Raw genomic sequence first — 21,220 nt, 5'->3', positions numbered from 1 at the left:
GGAGTCGACGAGCATGGCGAACATATCGGCGCAGCGTGCGGAACTTCGCATTGACGATTATCTCGATCTGCTGAATCTTGCCAAGCGGCTGGATGACGCCAGATGGCAAAAGGAAATCATCCGCAAGCTGGAACGGCTTCAAAGCAGACAGCAGGCGTTTGCCCTGAAATCGTAAACGAATGTCCAATCTTTCAATTGAATACAGTTTATAGCGAGTTCCATCTTTTTGCAAAACTCCATTCGATAGGCGGCTCTTCATCAGGCCGTCTTTTTTGCTGCCCATATCGCGAAAAATAGCGGTTCATGCCGAACGTCCGCGAACCCTGATGTTTATTTTTTTAAGAGAATACTATAAAATGGTTGAAAGCGAAAGAAAATTTTGTAAACCGAAACAGGAGTGACCGATGGAAAATCAAGAGCCAACGCGGCTTACCCGCCCCAGGAAAAGGAAAAGGAAAAATAAAAAGAAAAGTAAAGGAAAGTGGCTGCTCATTACGCTCGTCTGCCTGCTGCTCGTGGCGGGAGCCGGGTATATCTTCAGGAAGCAGGTCGCCCTGCTCGCTTTTGACACGTTCATGAAAGATACCGTTGCCGAAACGCTGGACCAATCCTATGAAAAAATCGACGAGGAAGTCAAACCCGAGAAGGTGCAAAACCCGTTTTCGGTACTCCTCCTCGGCACCGATGAACGCAAAGACGAACCCGGCCGTTCCGATACGATCATCTATTCCGTCGTTCGTCCGGAGGATCGCAAAGTTCTGCTCATCTCCATCCCCCGCGATACTTATACCGAAATTGCGGAGGAAAACAAAAAGAGCAAAATCAACGCCGCCTATGCCCGCGGCGGGATCAAACGCAGCGTCGATACGGTCGAAAACCTGGTCGGCAATAACGTCGATTTTTATGCGACCATTAACTTTCAAGGTTTGAAAGACGTCGTCGACAAGCTGGGAGGCGTACATCTCCCGATTACCAAAGTCATTGAGAACAAACAGAAAATCCATGAAAAGCTGCGCATCGAACCAAACAAACCGATTTACGACGGCCAGGACGCGCTCAGTTATGCCCGCTACCGCGAGGATTCCGATTTTAACCGGACGATGAGGCACCGCGTGCTGATCGACGCGATTTTGGCGAGAGCGCTTGAAATTCAAAATATTACGAAGCTTCCGGATCTGCTGAAGGTCGCGGGAAGCAACTTCAAGACCAACATGACGTCCACCTTTATGATCGACTTGGCCAAATCCTTTTACGAAGGCGGCATGCCTACCTTCAGCAATTACATGCTGAAAGGCGAGGGAGCCATGCGCGACTCGATCTGGTATTACGATCCGGATCAAAAAGATATCGAATACATCCAGAAGCTCATTGCCAATTGGCATGACCCGAATACCCCAGCCGCCCAGCTGATGGAGCCTGTCTCGGATGAGAATAAGGCTGCGGCAAGCGGAGGCAAATAACTTCAAACCTATAAAAGGCATCCGACCTTCCGAACGCGAAGGTATAGGGATGCCTTTTTCCGTGGGATCATCGAGCTTCGCAGCGGTTGGCCGATTGGAAAGCGTAGAGCGATCCCATATCGCACAATGCCCTTTTTAAAGCGCAAAAAAGCCGCCCCGGGTCTTCGGACCATTCGGGACGGCTTAAAGGTTCCTAGTAAGGTATCATGCAATCAGCCTTCAAGCAGCAGGGATTCCGGATCTTCCAGCAATTGTTTGACCGTGACGAGGAAGCGGACGGCGTCGCTGCCGTCTACGATCCGGTGATCGTAGGAAAGCGCGATGTACATCATCGGACGGTTTTCCGAGCGTTCTTCGTCGATGGCAACCGGACGGAGCTGGATTTTGTGCATGCCGAGGATGCCTACCTGCGGCGAGTTCAGGATTGGCGTGGACATCAGCGAGCCGAATGTGCCGCCGTTCGTAATCGTGAACGTTCCGCCTTGAAGTTCGGACAATGCCAGCGTATTGCTGCGGGCTTTGGAAGCCAGCGAAGCGATTTCCTTCTCGATGGCGGCAAAGCTGAGTCGATCCGCGTCACGGACGACCGGTACGACGAGACCTTCCTTCGCCGCCACGGCGATGCCGATGTCGTAATATTTCTTCACGATGATGTCTTCGCCGTCGATTTCCGCATTCAGCAGCGGGAACTGCTTCAGCGCGCCCACCACCGCTTTCGTGAAGAAGGACATAAAGCCGAGTCCGATATCATGTTTGTCCTTGAACGCATCCTTGCGGCGTTTGCGGATGTCCATGATTGCGGTCATATCCACTTCGTTGAAGGTAGTCAGCATAGCGGCCGTGTGCTGTGCTTCCACCAGACGTTTGGCGATCGTTGCCCGGCGGCGGGACATGCGCTGGCGTTCGGCAGGTTTTCCCGGTTGGCCGGTTACGGCCGGCGCCGCCGTTTGCGCTGCAGGGGCCGCGGCTGCCGGACGCGGAGCCGGAGCTTCCGCATGGTTTTTAACGTTTTCCTGGAAGATGCGTCCTTTCGGATCACGGTTCACCTGCTCCAGATCGATGCCCTGCTCGCGGGCCAGCTTGCGTGCAGCCGGAGAAGCCGCAAGATACGTTTCCCCTTCTTTCGCAGGTTCAGCCGGCGCGTTTGGCGCTGCCGGAGCGGCCGGTGCTTTTTCTTCGGCTTTCGGCTCTTCTTTCGCAGGCGCGCTGGAAGCTGCGGCCGCAGCTTCGCCTCCAGCCGCAAGTCTACCGATCACTTCGCCGATTTGAACGGTATCGCCGTCTTTTCTCAAAATCTTCTCGACGACGCCGGACTCCTCCGCGCTGATTTCCAGATTGACCTTGTCGGTTTCGAGCTCCAGAAGCACATCACCCTGGTTTACGGCATCCCCTTCTTGAACATGCCATTTGTAGATTGTTCCCTCGGTAATCGATTCACCCATTGCCGGTACTGTAATTTCGCTCACGGCCTGCTACCTCCCCAATGCGATGTTATGCTTGATAGATTTTTGGTTCAATGCTGTCGATACGATCTGCTGCTGCTCAAAGCTGTGTACTTGCTGGAAGCCGCTGGCGGTACTCGAACGTTCAGGACGGCCGTTGTAGTTCACAGGCGTGCCTTGAGGCGCCAGTTTGCGGAGATGGGGCTCGATATAACGCCAAGCGCCCATGTTTTCCGGTTCTTCCTGTACCCACAAAATTTCTTTGGCGTTCGTATATCTTGCGAAAATCTCGCGGACCTCTTGCTCAGGGAACGGATACAGCTGCTCGATGCGAATAATGTGCAGCCAGTCATGGGATCCTTCTTCCTTGCTCAAGGCTTCTTCCAGCTCAACCGCGATTTTGCCGCTGCAAAGAACGAGACGTTCCACCCGTTCCGGATGTTTGCCGAGTCCCTCTTGCTCAAGCACACGATGGAAACGCCCTTCGCTCAGCTCCTTGCCGCTGGATGCGACGCGGCTGTTGCGGATGAGGCTCTTCGGCGACATCACGATCAGCGGACGCGCGTCTTCGCTTTCGGTCAAAGCGGCCTGACGGCGAAGCAGGTGGAAATATTGAGCCGCGCTCGTCAGATTGACGACGGTGAAGTTCTCTTCGCCGCCCAGCTGAAGGAAACGTTCGAGACGGGCGCTGGAGTGCTCCGGTCCCTGTCCTTCGTAACCGTGAGGCAGAAGCATGACAAGGCTCGATTTTTGTCCCCACTTCGAACGTCCGGCCGAAATGAACTGGTCCGTAATGACCTGCGCGCAGTTGGCGAAATCGCCGAATTGCGCTTCCCAGATGACCAGCGTTTCCGGGGAATACACGTTATAGCCGTATTCGAATCCGAGCACGGAAGCTTCGGACAGCGGGCTGTTATGAATCGCAAAGGATGCTTTCGCCTGCGGCAGCTCATGCAGCGGGCAGAAAGTCGAACCGTTTTTCACGTCGTGAAGGACGAGGTTGCGGTGCGCAAACGTCGCGCGTTCGGCGTCCTGGCCCGTGATGCGGATCGGCTTGCCGTCGGCGATGATGCTTGCGAACGCCAGCGTTTCCGCCAAACTCCAGTCTACCTTTTCCCCGTCGTTCAGCGCCGTTTCACGGCGTTCCAAAATGCGCTGCAGCTTCGGATAAACGTTGAAGCCTTCAGGGCGCTTCAGCAAGTCGGAGTTGATTTCCCGCAGCTTTTTCAGCGGCACGCCGGTTTTGATCGCCTTAATCCGGTCTTCGGCAGGCGATTGCTGATGGGTATTCGCAGGCTCCTGCTCCTGATCCTTGATTTTGTCGTACGCTTCCTTCATGCGGTTCTGCACGTCCTGGATCAGGCGGCCGCTTTGCTCCTTGCTGACCAAGCCGCTTTGTTCAAGCACGCCGGCATAAATGGCGGCAACGCGCGGATGGCTTTTCACTTTGTCGTAAATGAGCGGCTGCGTCGTATCCGGATCGTCCGTTTCGTTATGGCCGTAACGGCGGTAGCCGACCAGATCGATCAGGAAGTCTTTCTTGAACTTGTTGCGGTATTCGCATGCAAGGCGGATCGCGGCGATACATGCTTCCGGATCATCCGCATTGACGTGGACGATCGGAATTTCATACCCTTTGGCCAGGTCGCTGGCATAATGGGTCGAGCGGGAATCGCGGCTTTCCGTCGTAAATCCGATGTTGTTGTTCGCGATGATGTGAATGGTTCCTCCGTTTTGGAAACCAGGCAGCTTGTTGAAGTTCAGCGTTTCGGCCACGATGCCTTCGCCAGGGAAAGCGGAGTCCCCGTGGATGAGAACCGTGGCGGCTTTGTTCACGTCCTGCTCCGGATAACCGGGTTTCGTACGGTCTTCCTGCGCCGCGCGCGCAAAGCCTTCCACCACCGGATTGACGAACTCCAGATGGCTCGGGTTATTCGCGAGCGTGATGCGGGTTTGAACGACACTGCCGTCCTTCAGGACGCGTTTTGCCCCTAAGTGGTATTTGACGTCGCCGGTCCATCCGAAATTGATGCCCATCGAGCCTTCGGACGGGAACAGTTTTTTGTTCGGCGAATGATGGAATTCAGAGAAAATCTTTTCGTAAGGCTTGCCGAGCACATGCGCAAGTACGTTCAAGCGGCCGCGGTGAGCCATTCCCATCAGAATATGCTCCGCGCCGTCGTCCGCCATATTGCGCACCAATTCGTCGAGCATCGGAACCAGCACGTCGTTTCCTTCGATGGAGAAACGTTTTTGCCCAACGAAGGTACGGTGCAGAAATTCCTCGAATTGCTCGACTTCGATCAGTCTTTCCAGCAGGTTCACTTTCTCCGTTTCGCTGAGCGGAGTCGGGAAGTTGCCGCTTTCGACATGACGGTTCAGCCATACGCGTTCTTCCGTTTCATGCACGTGGCTGAATTCAAACGCAATCGTTCCGGTATATGTTTGACGCAGTTTCTGGATCGCTTCCCAACCGGTTTTGACATTCTCGGGCGCTCCGTCCCAGATCAGGGATGCAGGGAATGCCGCAAGATCGGACTGGCTCAGTCCGTATTGTTCAGGTTCAAGCACGCGCGTATCCGGCTTCGGAATGATGCCGAGCGGATCGATGTCGGCGGCCAAATGGCCGTACGCCCGGATGTTCCATACGAGTTTTCCGGCATCCACGCCTTTTTTCAGCAGGCTCGGGTCAAACGGCGCGTTGGCAGATACTGCGCTTACAGGCGCCAATTGTACCGGCGCCATCGGAGGCGCGCCCCATGTTTGAAACACTTTGCGGAACGTTTCGTCCACCGATTCGGGATCGTTGACGTAACGTTCGTACTGCTCCTGAACGTATCCCAGGTTGGGGCCGTAGTAAGATTCCCAGGCACCCTGCGTTTGTGTGTCGCTCTTATTGGTTATCATCGCTAAAGTAATACCTCCGCCTTGGTTTTTTAATAGTCATATAGAATGAGAATCCTTCGAATCATTCAATCTATACGTTGGACGGAAATCTGAAAAAATGATTCTTGTAAGCCGTTTCAGCAAAATGTAAGCGGCTCAATTTCTATTATAAACAAATCCTCTCCATACCTGAAATAACCATTTAATATAGTTATGATCTAAAAAACAGATCAATCGGGGCAAAAACGTGCTTTTTGCCGCCAATCGATATGGAAACATTGACAACACCCATGCAAATGAGGCATCGATTTGGAAATTCCACGAAAAAAATGGGCTTTTTACCGGTTCGAATCTGTGAACAAACGCCCTCTTATTGTTCATCAAAAAGCGACAATTGGTCCGGAGGCAGCTCGGGCATATCCAAACCGAACGAACGCATCAGCTGCAGCGCGTTATGAGCCGCATCCCCGCCGGAGTTGTTGTTAAATACAACCCAGCACGTTTTCGTGGATTCGAGCAGCCTGAGGATATTCTCTTTCCATTCCGCAAGCTCCCGCTCAGCGTACCGATACAGATAACGAACCTCCCTCCAGTTCGGCTGCCCGCCGGATTGCCATCCTTCGGCGTTCCGCCCATGCAAGCGCACAAGGGTGGCGTCGTCCCGCGTAGGCGCAAGAACCGTCGGAATGGATCCCTCCCCCGCTTGCGGCTCGTCGCAAACCGAATGGATCCAGCCCTCTTCCCGCATAAAGGCAAGCGTCTTGTCCCGCATCTCCCCGGCAAACCAGCTTTGATGGCGGAACTCCAGCGCAAGCGGCAGCCCGTCCATCCACTGCCGGGTTCGGCGCAGCACTTCCACGTTTTTTCGACCGCAATCAAACCAAGGCGGATACTGAAACAGCACCGCCCTCAACTTGCCGGCGGCCTGCAGCGCTTCTGCGGACTCCCGGAACGCATGAAACATCGACCTCGCGTCAGGAAAAGGGATTTTGCCGCGGGTATGGCCCGTCATCCCCTGATAGGCCTTGACGACAAAGCCGAAGGAATCCGGCGTCTGTTCGCTCCATTTCAGCATTCTTTCCGGCGTTGGAATCGCATAAAAAGAGCTGTCGAGCTCCACGATCGGAAACCGGCGGGCGTATTCCTTCAGCTTGTCTCCCGCTTTCGTCCCCGGGGGATAAATATCGTCATGGTCTCCCCAGCCCGCCAGGCCGATCTGAACCTGTTTTTCGCTTATGTCCGTATGTTTCAATGGCAATCGACTCCATCATGTCTTAGTATGACCAACAACTTCCTTACAATAACATTTATACCCAAAAACCGGTCCGGCGATTTGCCTATGAAACGTCCGCGTCTCCGCGATCCCATACCGATTTCATAATTTCATCGACGGTCTGCTCGGCAGTCATCGAAGAAGTGTCAAGCCACATGCCGATCCGTGGGGTTTCGCCGAGCAGCACTTCGTTCAGCCCTTCCATCGTCCATTCCCCGTAACCTTTTTTGACCGCCCGGCTTCCCTTTGCGCCACGACGGAAGGATTGGGGCATAACACGACGACGTACAAAGGGCGTGTCTGTACATAAGAGACGAAATCCTCAAGCACTCTGCCGATCACTACGTCCTGCACGACAACGTTAAACCCCGCCGCATAATAGGCATCGGCCGCCTGCGCGGCCAACCGGTATCGCAGCGAAAGCTGCTCAAGCTCCGCCCCATCGGCATCGGGCCGGACCTCCCTCCCGGTCGTTTACGATCATTTTCCGGAACATGTCTCCGCGCAAATGCACCGATCTGTCCAATCGTTCGGCTAGCAGCTGCGCAACGGTTGATTTTCCGCTGGCCATGATCCCGGTGATCAAAATCATCGCCTGCCGGCTGGATTTCATAGCTCTAAGCTCCTCTCTTGAAAAAAAACGGTTAATGATCTTTCTACTGCTAGTATACAAAAGGCCCGCGGGGATTAGGAGCGTTAATTTGCCTGAGAGATTGTTATGCGGCCGCTTTTGCTTTGTTCCCCGCATCATGATATAGTCATAGATCTTCCTAGATTTACATTTACATCATCAAACTTACAAGGAAGGAATAGGTCATCCCTATTCAGAATGGCTAGTACGGTTCGTGTTATTAAGGAGCAAAAGCACTCAAATACGATATTCAAAATAAACGGGCAGGAGTGATGCAATAATGAATCAGCACGATTTTGATCTTGTTGTCAAACCAGCCGAAGAGCATCAATTGGATTTTCTTGAAGAAGTGTTTTCACCCGGCAATCTGACAAAACCTCAGTATCGTCGGTACGATGTGCAGAGGAAAGGCGAAGGCGTATATTTAATCGCATGGCATAAAAATCGTCCGATCGGGCACTTTTTATTGCGATGGAGCGGTCCTCGGGATGCTCGTGTAACCCAATATATCGACGTAACGCATAGCGCCTTCTTGGAGGGAGGATTAACCAAAGATGACTACCGTAAAAAAGGTGTAGCGACAGCAATCATTCGCGAAGCCGAGAGATTATCAAGAGAAAGAGGATGCACTCATATCGGTTTGGAAGTAAGCAGCAAGGATAATCCCGAAGCAAGAAGGTTATATGAAAACCTGGGTTTTATAGACTGGGGCTACGGTGATTTTCAAATCAATTGGGAATACCATGATAAGAACGGAACAAGGATTCGCTCCGATATTGTCATCTTTATGCAAAAATCATTAACCTCATAATCAGTCCCGGGGGTCGCGTTCGCTCATGCGTTTCTCCTCCTTAGACCTTGGATTATGACGCAAATTTCGTTTTGGTACATACATATACCGAGGAAAGAACGGTGAAACAGTCTTCGGAGGCAACGAGCCGTCAAAAAAAAGCCCGCTGCCTTCGCAGCGGACTTCCGCAATTTCGTTCATATTAAGCTTTGACTTGATCTTCGCTTTCGGCGCCGTCCGGCTCCGGAACGCCGAAATTCGGCGTTCCGTCCTCGTTCCAGGTGAAAACCTGGGCTCTTGTATGCCGGTTCGGGTCGTACAGCGGATCCCCCGTAATTTCCTTGTAATTGCGGGCATGGTACACGATGACGTCCTCGCCGTCCTCGGAGACGGTAAAGCTGTTGTGCCCCGGGCCGTATTGCCCCGTCGCCTCGGATGTTTGGAACACGGGCTCCGGCGACTTCATCCAGGAAGCCGGATCGAGCAGGTCCGCCGATTCGTCGGCGTACAACAGTCCCATGCAGTAGTTGTGATCGGTGGCGCTGGCCGAATAGCCGATATAGATGCGCCCGTTGCGTTTCAGCACGGCCGCACCTTCGTTGACTTTAAATCCGATCACTTCCCACGGATACTCCGGCGTCGAGATCATGACCTGCTTGCCTTTCAGCGTCCACGGATTGCTCATTTCCGAAATGTACAGGTTCGAATTGCCTTCGATTTCCGGATCCTTTTGGGCCCAGACGTAATAACGCACCCCACGGTGTTCGAACGTGGTCGCATCCAGCGCAAAGGATTCCCACTGGGTACGGACTTGACCTTTTTCGACCCACTGGCCTTCGAGCGGGTTCTCGGACGCGTTTTCCAAAACGTACATCCGGTGGTCGAACAGTCCCTCTTTCGTTTCGGTCGTTCGGGCGGCGGCAAAATAGATGTACCATTTTCCTTCTATATAATGAATCTCCGGCGCCCAGATGTTCGCGCTAAGCGGGCCGGTTTCGTATTTGCGCCATGCCACGACCGGCTCGGCATCCCCCAGTCCCTGCAGCGTCTTGGATCTGCGGATTTCGATCCGGTCGTATTCCGGAACGGAAGCCGTAAAATAATAATAGTTATCGCTATGCTTGTATACCCAAGGGTCGGCGCGCTGCCATACGATCGGGTTGTTGTATTTTCGGTTTCTCTCCATATCAGGTTCTCCTTTATAACGTAATGCCGAATCTTGATAGGTTCCTCTTCAGCTCCATTTCGGAGCAAAAGGATACGGGCAAGCGGAATCCTTCAGCCGGGCTTTAACCGCAACGAGGCACCCGCAATATTGGCAGGTCGTTCCATACTGAAGCCCCGGGCAGCGCTCGCACTGCCCGATCCGCTGCCGGTATACCTCCTCGGAGGCCGTTTCTCTGCCGCGCGTCGCGATCTCGACGAGCCGCTGCAGCTTTTCCGGCGAAACCTGTACGCTCGCGCTGCATCCCTTGCAGCTTTCCTGACGCTCCTCCATCATCGATCAGCCTCCCTTTCCCGCTTGCCTGTTTTGGCGTTTAGTCGATTGTCCCGCCGATTTATTCGATGGTCAGCGTAACGACGGACATCGCCGGAAGCTTCACGTTCAGCTTGCCGCCTTCCACGATAGCGCCGTTAAACGCTGCCGGAGCGACATTTTTCGGCTGCTCGAACGTGTTGTGCGCGTTCAAACGGTCGGCCGTCAGAACCGTGCCGGTCACCTGCGGATTGGCTCGAAGCCCGCGGAGCTCCAGGCTGACCGACGCTTCGTTTTGATGGTCGATGTTGACCAGGCTGACGTGAACTTTGCCCTCCGCATCCTTGGAAGCCGACACGGTCACCTGCGGCAGCGTTTCCCCGCTCATTTCATAAGTGCCGACCGAAGCATCGACCGCCAGCAGCTCGGCATCCTGATGCACCTTGAACATGTCGAACACATGGTACGTCGGAGTCAGGATCATTTTTTCGCCTTCGGTCAAAATCATCGCCTGCAGCACGTTCACCGTCTGCGCGATGTTCGTCATATGCACGCGGTCCGCATGCTTGTGGAAAATGTTGAAGTGAACGCCGGCCACCAGCGCGTCGCGGATCGTGTTTTGCTGATACAGGAATCCCGGATTCGTGCCAGGTTCGACGTCAAACCAGGTGCCCCACTCGTCGATGATCATGCCCACGCGTTTCTCCGGATCGTATTTGTCCATGATCGTGCTGTGTTTCGTAATGAGTTCGTCCATGTGAAGGGCCTTTTTCATCGTGATGAACCATTCGCCTTCTTCAAAATCAAGCGCCGATCCTTTGCCGAGCCAGAAATCGCCCGGAATCGTGTAATAGTGCAAGCTCAAGCCGTCCATGAGCCAACCGGCGTTTTTCATCAGCACTTCCGTCCAGTTGTAGTCGTCCACGTTGGCGCCGCCGGCGATTTTGTAGATTTTGTTGCCGCCGTAATTGCGGACGTACGTCTGGTAACGACGGTACAGGTCGGCGTAATATTCCGGACGCATGTTGCCCCCGCAGCCCCAGTTTTCGTTGCCGACGCCGAAATATTTCAGCTTCCAAGGTTCTTCTCTGCCGTTTTCCTTGCGCCAGTTGGCCATCGGCGATTCCCCGTCGAACGTCATGTATTCGACCCACTCGGACATCTCCTGAACGGTCCCGCTGCCGACGTTGCCGCAAATGTACGGTTCGCATTCGAGCAGTTCGCACAGCAGCATGAATTCATGCGTGCCGAAATGGTTGTTTTCGACCACGCCGCCCCAATGCGTGTTGACCATCCGTTTGCGGCTTTCTCTCGGGCCGACCCCGTCCTTCCAGTGGTATTCGTCGGCGAAGCAGCCTCCCGGCCAACGGAGAACCGGCACCTTGATGTTTTTCAAGGCTTCCAGCACGTCGCTTCGGATCCCTTTCGTATTCGGAATCGGGGAATCCTCGCCGACCCAAATGCCTTCGTAGATGCATCTGCCGAGATGTTCGGCAAAATGGCCGTAGATATGTTTGCTGATCTTTCCTCTGGAAATGTCCGTGTTGACGATCACGTTATGCATAGTTGAATCCTCCAATATGACGTTGTATTTTTATCCCTTGATGCCTGAATTCAAATTGATCGATTGAATAAAATATTTTTGGGCGAACGCGAACAGCAGCAGCGTCGGAATGATCGCCAGCATCGCCGAACCCATCAATTGCCCGATCATGCGGTAGTTGCCGTAAATATCCTGCAGCAAAAGCAGCCCTGCCGTAATCGGCATTTTGTCGACATCCGTATAGACGATGACCGGCCACAGGAAGTCGTTCCACGATCCGACGAAGGAAAACAGGCCGCAAACGATAAGAACCGGCTTGATGAGCGGCAAAATGATCGAATAATAAATCCTGAAATCGCCGGCGCCGTCCACGCGCGCGGATTCGTCCAGCTCGCCCGGAATTCCCTTCAGGAACTGTCTGACGAGGAAGATGTTCCCCATTCCTGCGAGGCCGGGAATAATCATGGCCAAGGACGTGTTTACCCACCCGAAGGCATCGATGATTTTGTAGGACGGAATGATGTTGACGACCCCCGGGAAAAACGAAATGCCGAGCAGCGTAAAAAACAGCGCGTCTCTGCCTTTGAAATTCATGCGGGCATACCCGTAACCCGTCAGCGAAATGATAACGATGACAAGCAAGGTGTGCGACACCGCGATAAATACGGAGTTAAACAGCCAGCGCAAGATCGGCGCCGTGGACGTATTGTCCAAAATCGCTACGTAGTTTTCGAACGTCCATTCTTTCGGAAAAAGACGGAAACCCGAAGATACCACTTCGGTCTGCGAACGGAACGACGTCGAAATCCCGAACAACACCGGGACGACCCATATGACACAAAGTACGATTAAGAATAGGTACGCGACATATTTGGAGATGCTCACTTTTTTCGACATTTTGATTAACCCTACCTCTCGTTTCCTAAATCCAGCATCTGCTTAAACGACCTACTTCGTGTTCCGGTTCATGACATAATATTGCAGCGCTGAGATGACCAAAATGACCAAACCGAGCAGAACGGCCATGGCAGATGCCATTCCCGCAATCGATTCCCCATTGCCGAAAGCAAGCTGGCGAATATACATCATGAGCACGTGCGTGCTTTGCTGCGGACCGCCTTTGGTCATCATGAGAGGCTGCCCGAACACGTTGAAGGCGCCCGCCGTCGTCATGACAAACGTGTAGATTAACGGGAAATTGATCGAAGGCAAGGTAATGCTGAAAAATCTCCGTACCGATCCGGCTCCATCGATCTCCGCCGCCTCGTACAATTCTTTGGAAACACCGGCAATGGAAGCCCGGTAAATGATCATATTGCCGCCGACGCCGCCCCATACCGTAATGACGAAAATGATGATCCATGCATAAGGCTGGGTTGCCGCCCAGGAGACCGTCGAATGAAGCACGTTGCCGGTAATGCCCAGCTGTTTATTGAAAATCAGCAGCCAAATCAATGCGGCCGCGGATATCGAAATCAGTCCCGGAATGTAAATAATCGATTGAATGACGCCCTTCAGCTTCACCTTTTTATGCTCCAAAGCGACGGCAACCATGAGCGGAATGACGATCAGGAGCGGAACGCTGATGACGACAAAGATCAAGGTGTTTTTCAAACCGTTAAAAAATTGGGTATGAAACGTTGAACTCGTGTCGAACAAAATCGTCTTATAGTTTTGCAGGCCGATCCACGCAGGATCGTTCATTAGGTTCCACTGTGTAAACGAAGCATAAATCCCGTAGATCGTCGGGATCAGGATGAAAATCAGAAATAAAATCAAGTGAGGGCCGACAAAGAAAAACGGTGCAAATGATTTCTTTTTCATAGCCTTGTAATTTCTCCTTTTGGAGAAATAATGCGCCAGGCAGGCAAGTCCGGCACATTATTTCTATCTTTCTATTTTGCTAAGGCTTACTTGGTCGTCTGTTTGCTGCTCTCCGCGATCTTGTCCTCTACGAATTTCTGCATCTTCTGAAGCGTTTCATCCAAATCGACATTTCCCCGAACGATATCCGCGCAATAGGTATCAACCGCTTCGGCTACGTATGGATAGTACTCGTAAGTGTAGATGTAGAGCGATTTCGTCTCCTGCTCATTCGATGTGAAGAAGGATTGCATGTACTGCTTGTATTCCGGGCTTTCGTTGACTTGCTTACTCGCTACGATTTGTCCTGCTTTCGCCCATTCCAGGGAATGTTCGCGAACGAACTCCAGGAAGGCGCCGATTCCGGCTTCTTTTTCATCGGAACGCTTGTCGTTTTTAAACATGGCGAACAAGTGGGAAGAAGCGCGATTCGTAAACTTGTCAGCCGTCGGCGAATAGATGTTGGTCACGCCGAAGTTCAAGCCTTCCACCTTGGCATGCGCCGTCGAGCTCCAAGTTCCGTCGGTGGAGAAGAGCACTTTGCCGGATTGGAACATCAGGTAACCGTCCTCGCCGAACGGTGTCATGAGTCCTGCGTCGGCAATCTTTTTCACGTTTTCGAACGCTTGCTTCATCACCGGCGTATTGACGGCAGGCTTGCCGTTTTCCTGAATGTCGCCGCCCAAGTCTTGCACCTGCGCCAAAATGACCCAGCCGAGCAGCGCGTCGTTCACGACATATTCGTCCGGAGCCAGTTTCCCTTTCAGGGAAAGCATTTCGTCGATCGTCACGACATTGTCGTCGAGGATGGACTCCGCGTTATATTTTTTCAGCAGATCCTTGTTGTAGTACATCACGTTGCTGTGAATATCGAGCGGAACCGTATACTGCGTGCCGTCAATGTTGCCCGTGGACCAGGCTTGCGGCAAATAGTTCTCCTGCTTGATCTCCGGCTGCCCCTTAATGGCGCTGTCAATCGGCTCCAAAACGCCCTGCTTTGCGAAGCCCGGAACGCGGTCCGCGTGGATGATCGCCAGATCCGGAATGCCTTTGCCGGAGTTGAGCACGGTGGAAATTTTCGTGTACATATCGGATGTGATGACGTGTTTGACCTTGATTTCAGGATTTGTCGCATTATATTCCTTCACGATTTCATCCATATAAGCCCCGTCGTCGCCCGTCAGCGGCGTCCAGAACGTAATCGTCTTGCTGTCGCTGCCGCTTCCGCATGCGGACAACAGCATGCTTGCCGCGAATACCATCAACAATGAAACAACAAAGCTTTTCTTTTTCAAAACTTCCGCCCCCTAAACATGGATTCCCTAAAATCCTTCGATTTTTTCTTTTTTGAAAGCATGCTTTCATTTCATTAAAAACCTTGAATCATTGCGATTTCCCATGACCCGCCTTCAACTTGTACGTACATGTTGGCGTGCTCGAACCTATGCTTTTCTATCCGCGATTTCCTCTCGGCGGCCGCCGTACCTCACCCCCATCGCAAAATTTAAAAATCTGCCGTTCCTTTTTACCCCTCTATCATTTTCCTTCCCGAAGAGCAAAAAGGAATCGGCAGAACCAAACTGAAATGTATGAAAATAAGCAGGTAATCCCCGTATTTGGGCGCCGAACAACCGCAGTTTCCAGTCGTTTACGCCTTTTTCAACCGGATGACGTTCCAGGACGCTTTGGCGAGCCGGGTATGCACGAATCCGTCCTTGCATTCCGCATTTCCGCGCGAATGAGGTTTGACGTTTTCCTCGGCAGCCGTATTCACCGCCTTCAGATCGTCATGCTCCAGAACGATATGTTCCACGACGCGGTAGCCTTCGAAACCTCTGACGTCGCATTCCACGTCGAGCGCATCCTGCAAATGGCGGTTCAGCGCAAAGACGGTCAGCTCTTCGTCCTCTTCGTTATAGACAACCGCGCTCTCCAGGTACGGTACGTCCGTATAGTCCTGCGCGTCATATTTCGGCGAATCGACGATCGGCTGCAGCGAAGTGCCGCGTCCATACATTGAAGCGTGAAGGTATGGATAAAAGATCGTTTGCTTCCAGGCTCGGCCGCCGTTTTCGGTCATGATCGGCGCGATGACGTTGACCAATTGGGCCAGGCAGGCCATTTTGACGCGGTCGGCATGTCTCAGGAACGAGATCAGGAAGCCGCCGACCAGAAGGGCGTCCTCGAAGTTATAGATGTCTTCGAGCTGCGGAGGTCCGACCGACCAAGGCTCGATTTTAGCGTCCGCCTGATTGGAGTGATACCAGACGTTCCACTCGTCGAAGCTGAGATACATCGTCTTCTTGCTGCGCTTCTTCGCTTTTATGTAGTCGCAAGTTGAAATGACGGTATGGATAAAGTGCTCCAAATCCATCGTTCTGGCAAGAAAGTTCGCAGAGTCGTTATCCCGGTTGCCGTAATATTGGTGAAGTGAAACGAAATCGACGACGTCATACGTATGATCCAGCGTCACTGCTTCCCATTCGGGGAAGGTTGGCATGCCGGTGCTTGAGCTGCCGCAGGATACTAGTTCGATGTCAGGATCGACGAGACGCATCGCTTTGGCCGTTTCATAAGCCAAACGCCCGTATTCGACCGGCGTCTTCTGCCCGATCTGCCAAGGACCGTCCATCTCGTTGCCGAGGCACCACGTCTTGACTTTATGCGGAGCTTCGTATCCGTGACTGCGCCGCAAATCGCTGTAATAGCTGCCGGAAGGATGGTTGCAATACTCCAGCAGGTTGCGCGCCGCATCCACGCCCCGGGTTCCCAGGTTGACGGCCATCATCACTTCCGAGCCGACTTCCTTCGCCCAGCGCATAAACTCGTTGGTCCCCACCTCGTTTGGTTCGACGGTTCTCCAGGCCAGCTCCAGCCGTTTCGGTCGAAGCTCGACCGGCCCTACGCCGTCTTCCCAGTTGTACCCCGACACGAAGTTGCCGCCAGGGTAGCGGATGATCGGAACGCCCAGCTGCCGGACGAGCTCCTTGACGTCTCCGCGAAAACCGAGGCTGTCGGCGGTAGCATGCGACGGTTCGTAGATTCCGCCATATACCGCGCGTCCCAAATGTTCGATGAACGAGCCGTAAATCCGCTTGTCTACTTCCGCGATTTTGAAGGCTTTATCTATAACGATGCGGGCTTTATGTGCTGTCGATGACATCTGTCGACCACCTTCCATTTTAGCAATGTATGAATTAATTTAGTAAACTTGATTGAATCCGCTTACAGATATAAAATAACATAGGATCAGTAAAAAGTAAACATGAATATATAAAACATTTCATGTTTTTATAAAATTAATTGTCGATAATGCGCTGAATTCGTAGTAAAAAGCGGTATGATGACTCTACTTTTTGCTTATTTTTTATATTTATATAAAACAAATGGGAAAAACCAAACGGTTCATGCCAATGCCTCCAACAGGCGGTCTACTATCTTTAGCCGTTTTGTTCGTTTATAATGATTGGGATATGATCTTTGTTTTTTTCCATATCTACCGGAAGAAGGGTTCGATGATATGATCTATATCAAGGATTTAATGAGCGGCATCGACATTTTCAAGGCGTTAAGCTCGGAAATCAGGATTCAAATCCTGCAATTGCTGGCCCAGAACCAGGCTCTTAACCTGAATGATCTTGCGGGCAAGCTGAATTTGAGCAACGGTGCCATCACGATGCATGTCAAAAAGCTTGAGGAAAGCGGGCTCATCGAAATCAACACCAGCGTAGGCAAACACGGCATTCAAAAAATATGCTATCTCAATAAAGACAAGCTGATGGTCGATCTGCGGAGCAAAGATGTCGACAATCTGTACGAAGTCGAAATTCAGGTTGGACATTACAGCAATTACCGGGCCGAGCCGACCTGCGGACTTGCAACCAAAGACAGCATTATCGGCGACTTCGACGATCCCCGCTATTTCGCCGATCCGCAGCGGATCGACGCCGAAATCATCTGGCTGACCGAAGGTTTTCTGGAATACCGCATCCCCAACTACCTGAAGCCGAACCAGACCTTCCGCGAAATTCAATTTTCGATGGAACTCGGCTCCGAAGCTCCGGGTTTTTGCGACAACTATCCGTCGGACATTTACTTCTACGTAAACGGCGTGGAAATTGGCTTCTGGACCAGTCCCGGGGACTTCGGAAACGCGCGGGGCACGTTCAACCCCGACTGGTGGCCGCCCCATCTGAACCAATACGGCATGCTGAAGCTGATCCGCATCAACCAGGAAGGAAGTTATATCGACGGCTGCCGGATTTCGGACGTGACGCTGGATCAGATCAACCTCGATTACAAAAGCGAGCTGACCTTCCGGATCGCCGTCACGGAGCATGCCGAAAACAAACGGGGCCTGACGATCTACGGCAAACACTTCGGCAATTACGGCCAGGATTTGCTGGCCCGCGTGCTGTATGATGTAAAGCAGGAATAAACCAATGCCCTAACACGGAAGGGGACCTGGCAGGATCATTTTGCCTAAGGTCCCTTTTTTTCGCCCGCCGCATGCCCTTGCTCGAAGCGGACGCTCACCCTTTTACCGCCCCGGCCGTCATGCCGTCGATAAAATATTTCTGGAAGGCGACAAACAGGATAAAAATCGGAATGATCGAAAAAAACGAGCCGACGATCAGCAGGTCGTAGTTGTTGCCGTACGGCGTCAGCAGCGTTTTTAAACCGATCGGAAGCGTGTATTTGTTGTCGTCGCTGAGCACCATAAACGGCCACAGGAAGTTGTTCCAGCTGTTCATCCCGTTTAAAATGGCCATCGCCGCAAAAGACGGCTTCATCACGGGCAAAATCAACCGGGCGTAAATGCCGTATTCGGTGGCGCCGTCGACCCGGCCCGCCGCGATGATCTCCTTGGGAACGCCGCTGAGATACTGCCGGAAAAAGAAAATCGTCGCCGCGCTCGCAATGCCGGGCAAAACGATCGCCGAATAGGAGTTCATAAGCCCGATGTTGTAGATCAGCGTATAAAGCGGCAGCAGCAATATTTCGAACGGCACCATCATGATAAGCAGCACGCAGACGAACAAAACGTTTTTTCCTTTGAACTCGTACGCCGAAAAACCGTAAGCCACCGTCGCGCTGACGATCAGCGTCAAGGCAACCTGAACGACGGTCAACAGCAGCGAGTTGAAAAACCATTTAAAATAGGCATGATCGCCGGTAAATAAATACGCGAAGTTGTCCAGGCTCATCACGGACAAGTCGAAGCGAAGGTTCAGCCCGTAACGGATCAAATCCTCCCCCGGCTTAAAGGAGGCGATCGTTACCGCGTAAAACGGAATGAGGATCAGGAGACAGATGACGGCAAACAACGCAAAAAGGACGATTTTGGCCGTTAGCTCTTTTTTCATGGGTTACTCCTCCTTCTTGAACATGCCGGAGAATGCAAGCTGGGTGAGGTTGATGATCATGGTGATGGCCAGCAGCACGATCCCGACGGCCGCCGCGTAGCCGAGATTGTTTTTCTCGATGCCTTGGCGGTACAGGTAACCGACGATGGTCAAACCGATGTTTTTGGGCGAATTGTTGCCGTTCCACAGCATCATGCTTTCAATAAACATGGCGAGCCCCGCGTAGATGCTGATCGTCACCACGTAAATCGTCGTCGGCTTCAGCAGCGGCATCGTGATCCTCGTAAACTTCTGCCAGCTTGACGCGCCGTCCATCGATGCGGCTTCATAGTAGTCGTCCGGAATGTTTTTGAGCCCCGACAAAAAATAAAGCATGTTCACCCCGGTCCATCTCCACGTTGCCAATGCGACAAGCGCGATGTATCCCGTCACCTGCCCCTTCAAAAACTTGACCGGGTCGATGCCGAACCAGCCGAGAATGCTGTTGATCAGCGAACCCTCCATTTCCCCGAACATAAGCCGAAAAATCGTCCCCGCCACGACCACCGAGGTCAGCGCCGGGAAGAAAAACGACGATTTAAAAAATTCCCTTCCCCACATCAGCCTGCTGTTGATCAGCACCGCAAAAAGCATCGGAAACGGGATCAGGATCAGGAGCGTCAGCACCATGTAAACCGCGCTGTTCGCCACGGCTTTAAAAAACGTCTTATCCCCCATGAGCTTGGCGTAATTGTCGAATCCGATCCACTGCGCCTCCTGCCCCAGCGTCACCTTCTGAAAGCTCATCCCCACGGAGCTGGCGAGCGGGTATATCCAAAATACGAGAAAGACTAAAACAAACGGAAGAACAAAGACATACGGAGCGACCTTCTGCGAATACAAAAATCTTTTGACCATAACGTCAGACTCCTTTCGAAGAAAGCTGCCCGTTCGAGGGGCAGCTTTCCCGGTTTGTCATCACGGCAGCCTTATTTCAGTTCCTGCTCGATTTGCGACTGGGCATCGTCAAGCGCCTGCTTAATGTCCTTGCCGTCCTCGAATATTTCGTTCAGCGTCACCGTGCAAAGCACGTTGTTGATCGTCGGGCTTGCCGGCGTCGATTTGATGAGCCGAATTTCGTCCTTGATCTCGTTCAGCACGTCAAACGGATTGTTGACGAAATATTTGACGAATTTGTTCTCCGGATTGTGGGTGACGTCCTTCATGTTCCAAACATCCATATTGACCGGGTCAAAGCCGAGGGTGTTCCAAATTTCCTTGTTCGCGTCCAAACTCAATTTGGCGAATGCCAGGAAATCTTTGGCCAGCTGCACGTCCTTCGCCGTTTTCGTAACGACGGTGCCCGTGCCCCCGCCGCCGACGGAACGGGGCATTCCTTTTTCCATGACCGGAATCGGCGCGATCGCGATTTTCCCTGCCAAATCGGGCATGTAATTGGTGTAGCGGGACATCTGCCACAAAGGCATGAACGCCGTCGCGTAGTTGCCGGAATTAAATTCCCCGTAAGCTTCTTCGGTATCCGGCTGGCCGCCGGCAATCGTCGCAATGACGTCGTTGTCCTGCAAATCTTTCAGCATCTTCAGCGCTTTTACCGCCGCTTCCGAATTCACCACCGGATTGCCCTGATCGTCGGTTAGATCCGCTCCCTGCTGGGCGAGCAGCTGGGAAACCTGCCAAAGCGCGCTTGTGTCCGCGGTCCCCATATATTTTCCCGTCTTCTCATGCACCTTGATGCCGGCCTGTTTGAAATCTTCCCAGGTGACGATCTTCGTGTAATCGACCCCGGCCTCTTTCAATATTTCCGTATTGTAAAATGCAACCGATGCTCCGACGTGGGTCGGAACGCCGTAATTTTTGCCGTCTTTGCTGTACAGATCGATTCTCGACTTCACGATCGTGTCCCGATACGGGTCGATCACATCATTCAGCGGCTCCAGCTGCGGGGTCCCTTTCAGAAAATCCGGGAATTTGCCGAGCTCGATGTCCGCGATATCGGGGGCGCCGACCCCGGTTTGCACGGCGATGGACAGCTTGTTATGCATGTCGTCGTAAGGCATGACGGTCACGTTAAGCTTGATTTGCCGGTCCGGATTGGCCTTGTTCCATTTTTCAAGCATTTTCTCGAAGTGCTGCCCATGCAGCTCCACGAACGTCCAATACGATAATTCCGTTGCGCTTTTGCCCGCACCGCCATCCAGCACGGACGTTTTCCCTCCCGAAGACGACGACTTCCCGCCGCACCCCCATAAGATCGTTGTCATCAAAAGCACCAGAAGCGTAACCAGCCATGTTTTCTTCATCCTTGACCCTCCTGAATGATTTGTTGGCTTAAGCCTTGTTCAAACATAGAACACTCCGGAAGCGGAATTGGAGCGTGCGGGTTCTAAGCCGCGGCATCCTTCCTTCCGGAAGTGAGGTTTGACTCCGATCGTCTCGGCATGAACCGCTTTCACAAATGGATGTCAGGGCTGCCTTGGGTTCGGCGATTC

General features: G+C 52.6%; 17 protein-coding genes and 1 pseudogene. 4 read left to right on the top strand and 14 right to left on the bottom strand.

Translation table 11 applies throughout. The features are described from left to right. Positions 1–13: 13 nt before the first annotated feature. Both RJP21_RS23510 and RJP21_RS23505 read left to right on the top strand, forming a co-directional pair. Entirely contained in the window at positions 14–175 is a 162-nt protein-coding gene (locus RJP21_RS23510) for a hypothetical protein (protein WP_201452160.1), read from the top strand. A gap of 229 nt (positions 176–404) precedes the next feature. Beyond that, positions 405–1,460, top strand: a complete 1,056-nt coding sequence (locus RJP21_RS23505; protein WP_310861475.1) for an LCP family protein — start codon at positions 405–407, stop codon at positions 1,458–1,460. 212 nt (positions 1,461–1,672) lie between these two features. Here RJP21_RS23505 and odhB read toward each other — a convergent pair whose 3' ends face one another. The 4 genes and pseudogenes from odhB to RJP21_RS23485 form a co-directional block, all read right to left on the bottom strand. Further along, the gene (gene odhB / locus RJP21_RS23500; protein ID WP_310861474.1) at positions 1,673–2,926 is read right to left on the bottom strand and encodes a 2-oxoglutarate dehydrogenase complex dihydrolipoyllysine-residue succinyltransferase; all 1,254 of its coding nucleotides are present in this window, start codon (positions 2,924–2,926) and stop codon (positions 1,673–1,675) included. Between the two features lie 6 nt (positions 2,927–2,932). Beyond that, the gene (locus RJP21_RS23495; RefSeq protein ID WP_310861473.1) at positions 2,933–5,809 is read right to left on the bottom strand and encodes a 2-oxoglutarate dehydrogenase E1 component; all 2,877 of its coding nucleotides are present in this window, start codon (positions 5,807–5,809) and stop codon (positions 2,933–2,935) included. 349 nt (positions 5,810–6,158) lie between these two features. Then, positions 6,159–7,040 (bottom strand): DUF72 domain-containing protein, encoded by an 882-nt coding sequence (locus RJP21_RS23490; protein ID WP_310861472.1) that lies wholly within the window; start codon positions 7,038–7,040, stop codon positions 6,159–6,161. A gap of 85 nt (positions 7,041–7,125) precedes the next feature. Then, positions 7,126–7,674, bottom strand: a pseudogene (locus tag RJP21_RS23485) (AAA family ATPase). Positions 7,675–7,972: 298 nt separating this feature from the next. On the opposite strand from RJP21_RS23485, the gene RJP21_RS23480 reads away from it, so the two are divergent. Further along, positions 7,973–8,503, top strand: coding sequence for a GNAT family N-acetyltransferase (locus RJP21_RS23480; protein ID WP_310861471.1), 531 nt, complete (start codon positions 7,973–7,975; stop codon positions 8,501–8,503). A 181-nt stretch (positions 8,504–8,684) separates the two neighbouring features. On the opposite strand, the gene RJP21_RS23475 is transcribed toward RJP21_RS23480, so the two are convergent. The 7 genes from RJP21_RS23475 to arfA all read right to left on the bottom strand — a co-directional run bounded on the left by RJP21_RS23475 (position 8,685) and on the right by arfA (position 16,528). Beyond that, a complete protein-coding gene (locus tag RJP21_RS23475; RefSeq protein ID WP_310861470.1) occupies positions 8,685–9,668 on the bottom strand; it encodes a glycoside hydrolase family 43 protein in 984 nt (327 codons plus the stop codon). Between the two features lie 48 nt (positions 9,669–9,716). Further along, positions 9,717–9,983 (bottom strand): DUF6171 family protein, encoded by a 267-nt coding sequence (locus tag RJP21_RS23470; protein WP_310861469.1) that lies wholly within the window; start codon positions 9,981–9,983, stop codon positions 9,717–9,719. Positions 9,984–10,041: 58 nt separating this feature from the next. Continuing rightward, the gene (locus RJP21_RS23465) at positions 10,042–11,523 is read right to left on the bottom strand and encodes an alpha-N-arabinofuranosidase (protein ID WP_310861468.1); all 1,482 of its coding nucleotides are present in this window, start codon (positions 11,521–11,523) and stop codon (positions 10,042–10,044) included. A gap of 30 nt (positions 11,524–11,553) precedes the next feature. Next, positions 11,554–12,399, bottom strand: a complete 846-nt coding sequence (locus tag RJP21_RS23460; RefSeq protein WP_310861467.1) for a carbohydrate ABC transporter permease — start codon at positions 12,397–12,399, stop codon at positions 11,554–11,556. Positions 12,400–12,450: 51 nt separating this feature from the next. Next, on the bottom strand, positions 12,451–13,326 hold the full coding sequence (locus RJP21_RS23455) for a carbohydrate ABC transporter permease (RefSeq protein WP_310861466.1): 876 nt from the start codon (positions 13,324–13,326) through the stop codon (positions 12,451–12,453). 86 nt (positions 13,327–13,412) lie between these two features. Beyond that, positions 13,413–14,627, bottom strand: coding sequence for an extracellular solute-binding protein (locus RJP21_RS23450; RefSeq protein WP_310861544.1), 1,215 nt, complete (start codon positions 14,625–14,627; stop codon positions 13,413–13,415). Between the two features lie 386 nt (positions 14,628–15,013). Beyond that, complete coding sequence (gene arfA, locus RJP21_RS23445; RefSeq protein ID WP_310861465.1) at positions 15,014–16,528, bottom strand: arabinosylfuranosidase ArfA; 1,515 nt, start codon at positions 16,526–16,528, stop codon at positions 15,014–15,016. A gap of 357 nt (positions 16,529–16,885) precedes the next feature. On the opposite strand from arfA, the gene RJP21_RS23440 reads away from it, so the two are divergent. Further along, positions 16,886–17,803 carry an ArsR/SmtB family transcription factor gene (locus tag RJP21_RS23440; protein WP_310861464.1) on the top strand — a complete coding sequence of 306 codons (918 nt, stop codon included), beginning with the start codon at positions 16,886–16,888 and terminating at the stop codon, positions 17,801–17,803. 94 nt (positions 17,804–17,897) lie between these two features. Here RJP21_RS23440 and RJP21_RS23435 read toward each other — a convergent pair whose 3' ends face one another. The 3 genes from RJP21_RS23435 to RJP21_RS23425 form a co-directional block, all read right to left on the bottom strand. Further along, positions 17,898–18,731 (bottom strand): carbohydrate ABC transporter permease, encoded by an 834-nt coding sequence (locus RJP21_RS23435; protein WP_310861463.1) that lies wholly within the window; start codon positions 18,729–18,731, stop codon positions 17,898–17,900. 3 nt (positions 18,732–18,734) lie between these two features. After that, positions 18,735–19,628 carry a carbohydrate ABC transporter permease gene (locus tag RJP21_RS23430; protein ID WP_310861462.1) on the bottom strand — a complete coding sequence of 298 codons (894 nt, stop codon included), beginning with the start codon at positions 19,626–19,628 and terminating at the stop codon, positions 18,735–18,737. Positions 19,629–19,699: 71 nt separating this feature from the next. After that, positions 19,700–21,031 carry an ABC transporter substrate-binding protein gene (locus RJP21_RS23425; RefSeq protein WP_310861461.1) on the bottom strand — a complete coding sequence of 444 codons (1,332 nt, stop codon included), beginning with the start codon at positions 21,029–21,031 and terminating at the stop codon, positions 19,700–19,702. Positions 21,032–21,220 lie beyond the last annotated feature (189 nt).

The organism is Paenibacillus sp. VCA1 (assembly GCF_031583795.1).
Classification (GTDB): domain Bacteria; phylum Bacillota; class Bacilli; order Paenibacillales; family Paenibacillaceae; genus Paenibacillus_AQ; species Paenibacillus_AQ albilobatus.
This window is presented reverse-complemented; position numbering and strand designations above follow the sequence as displayed.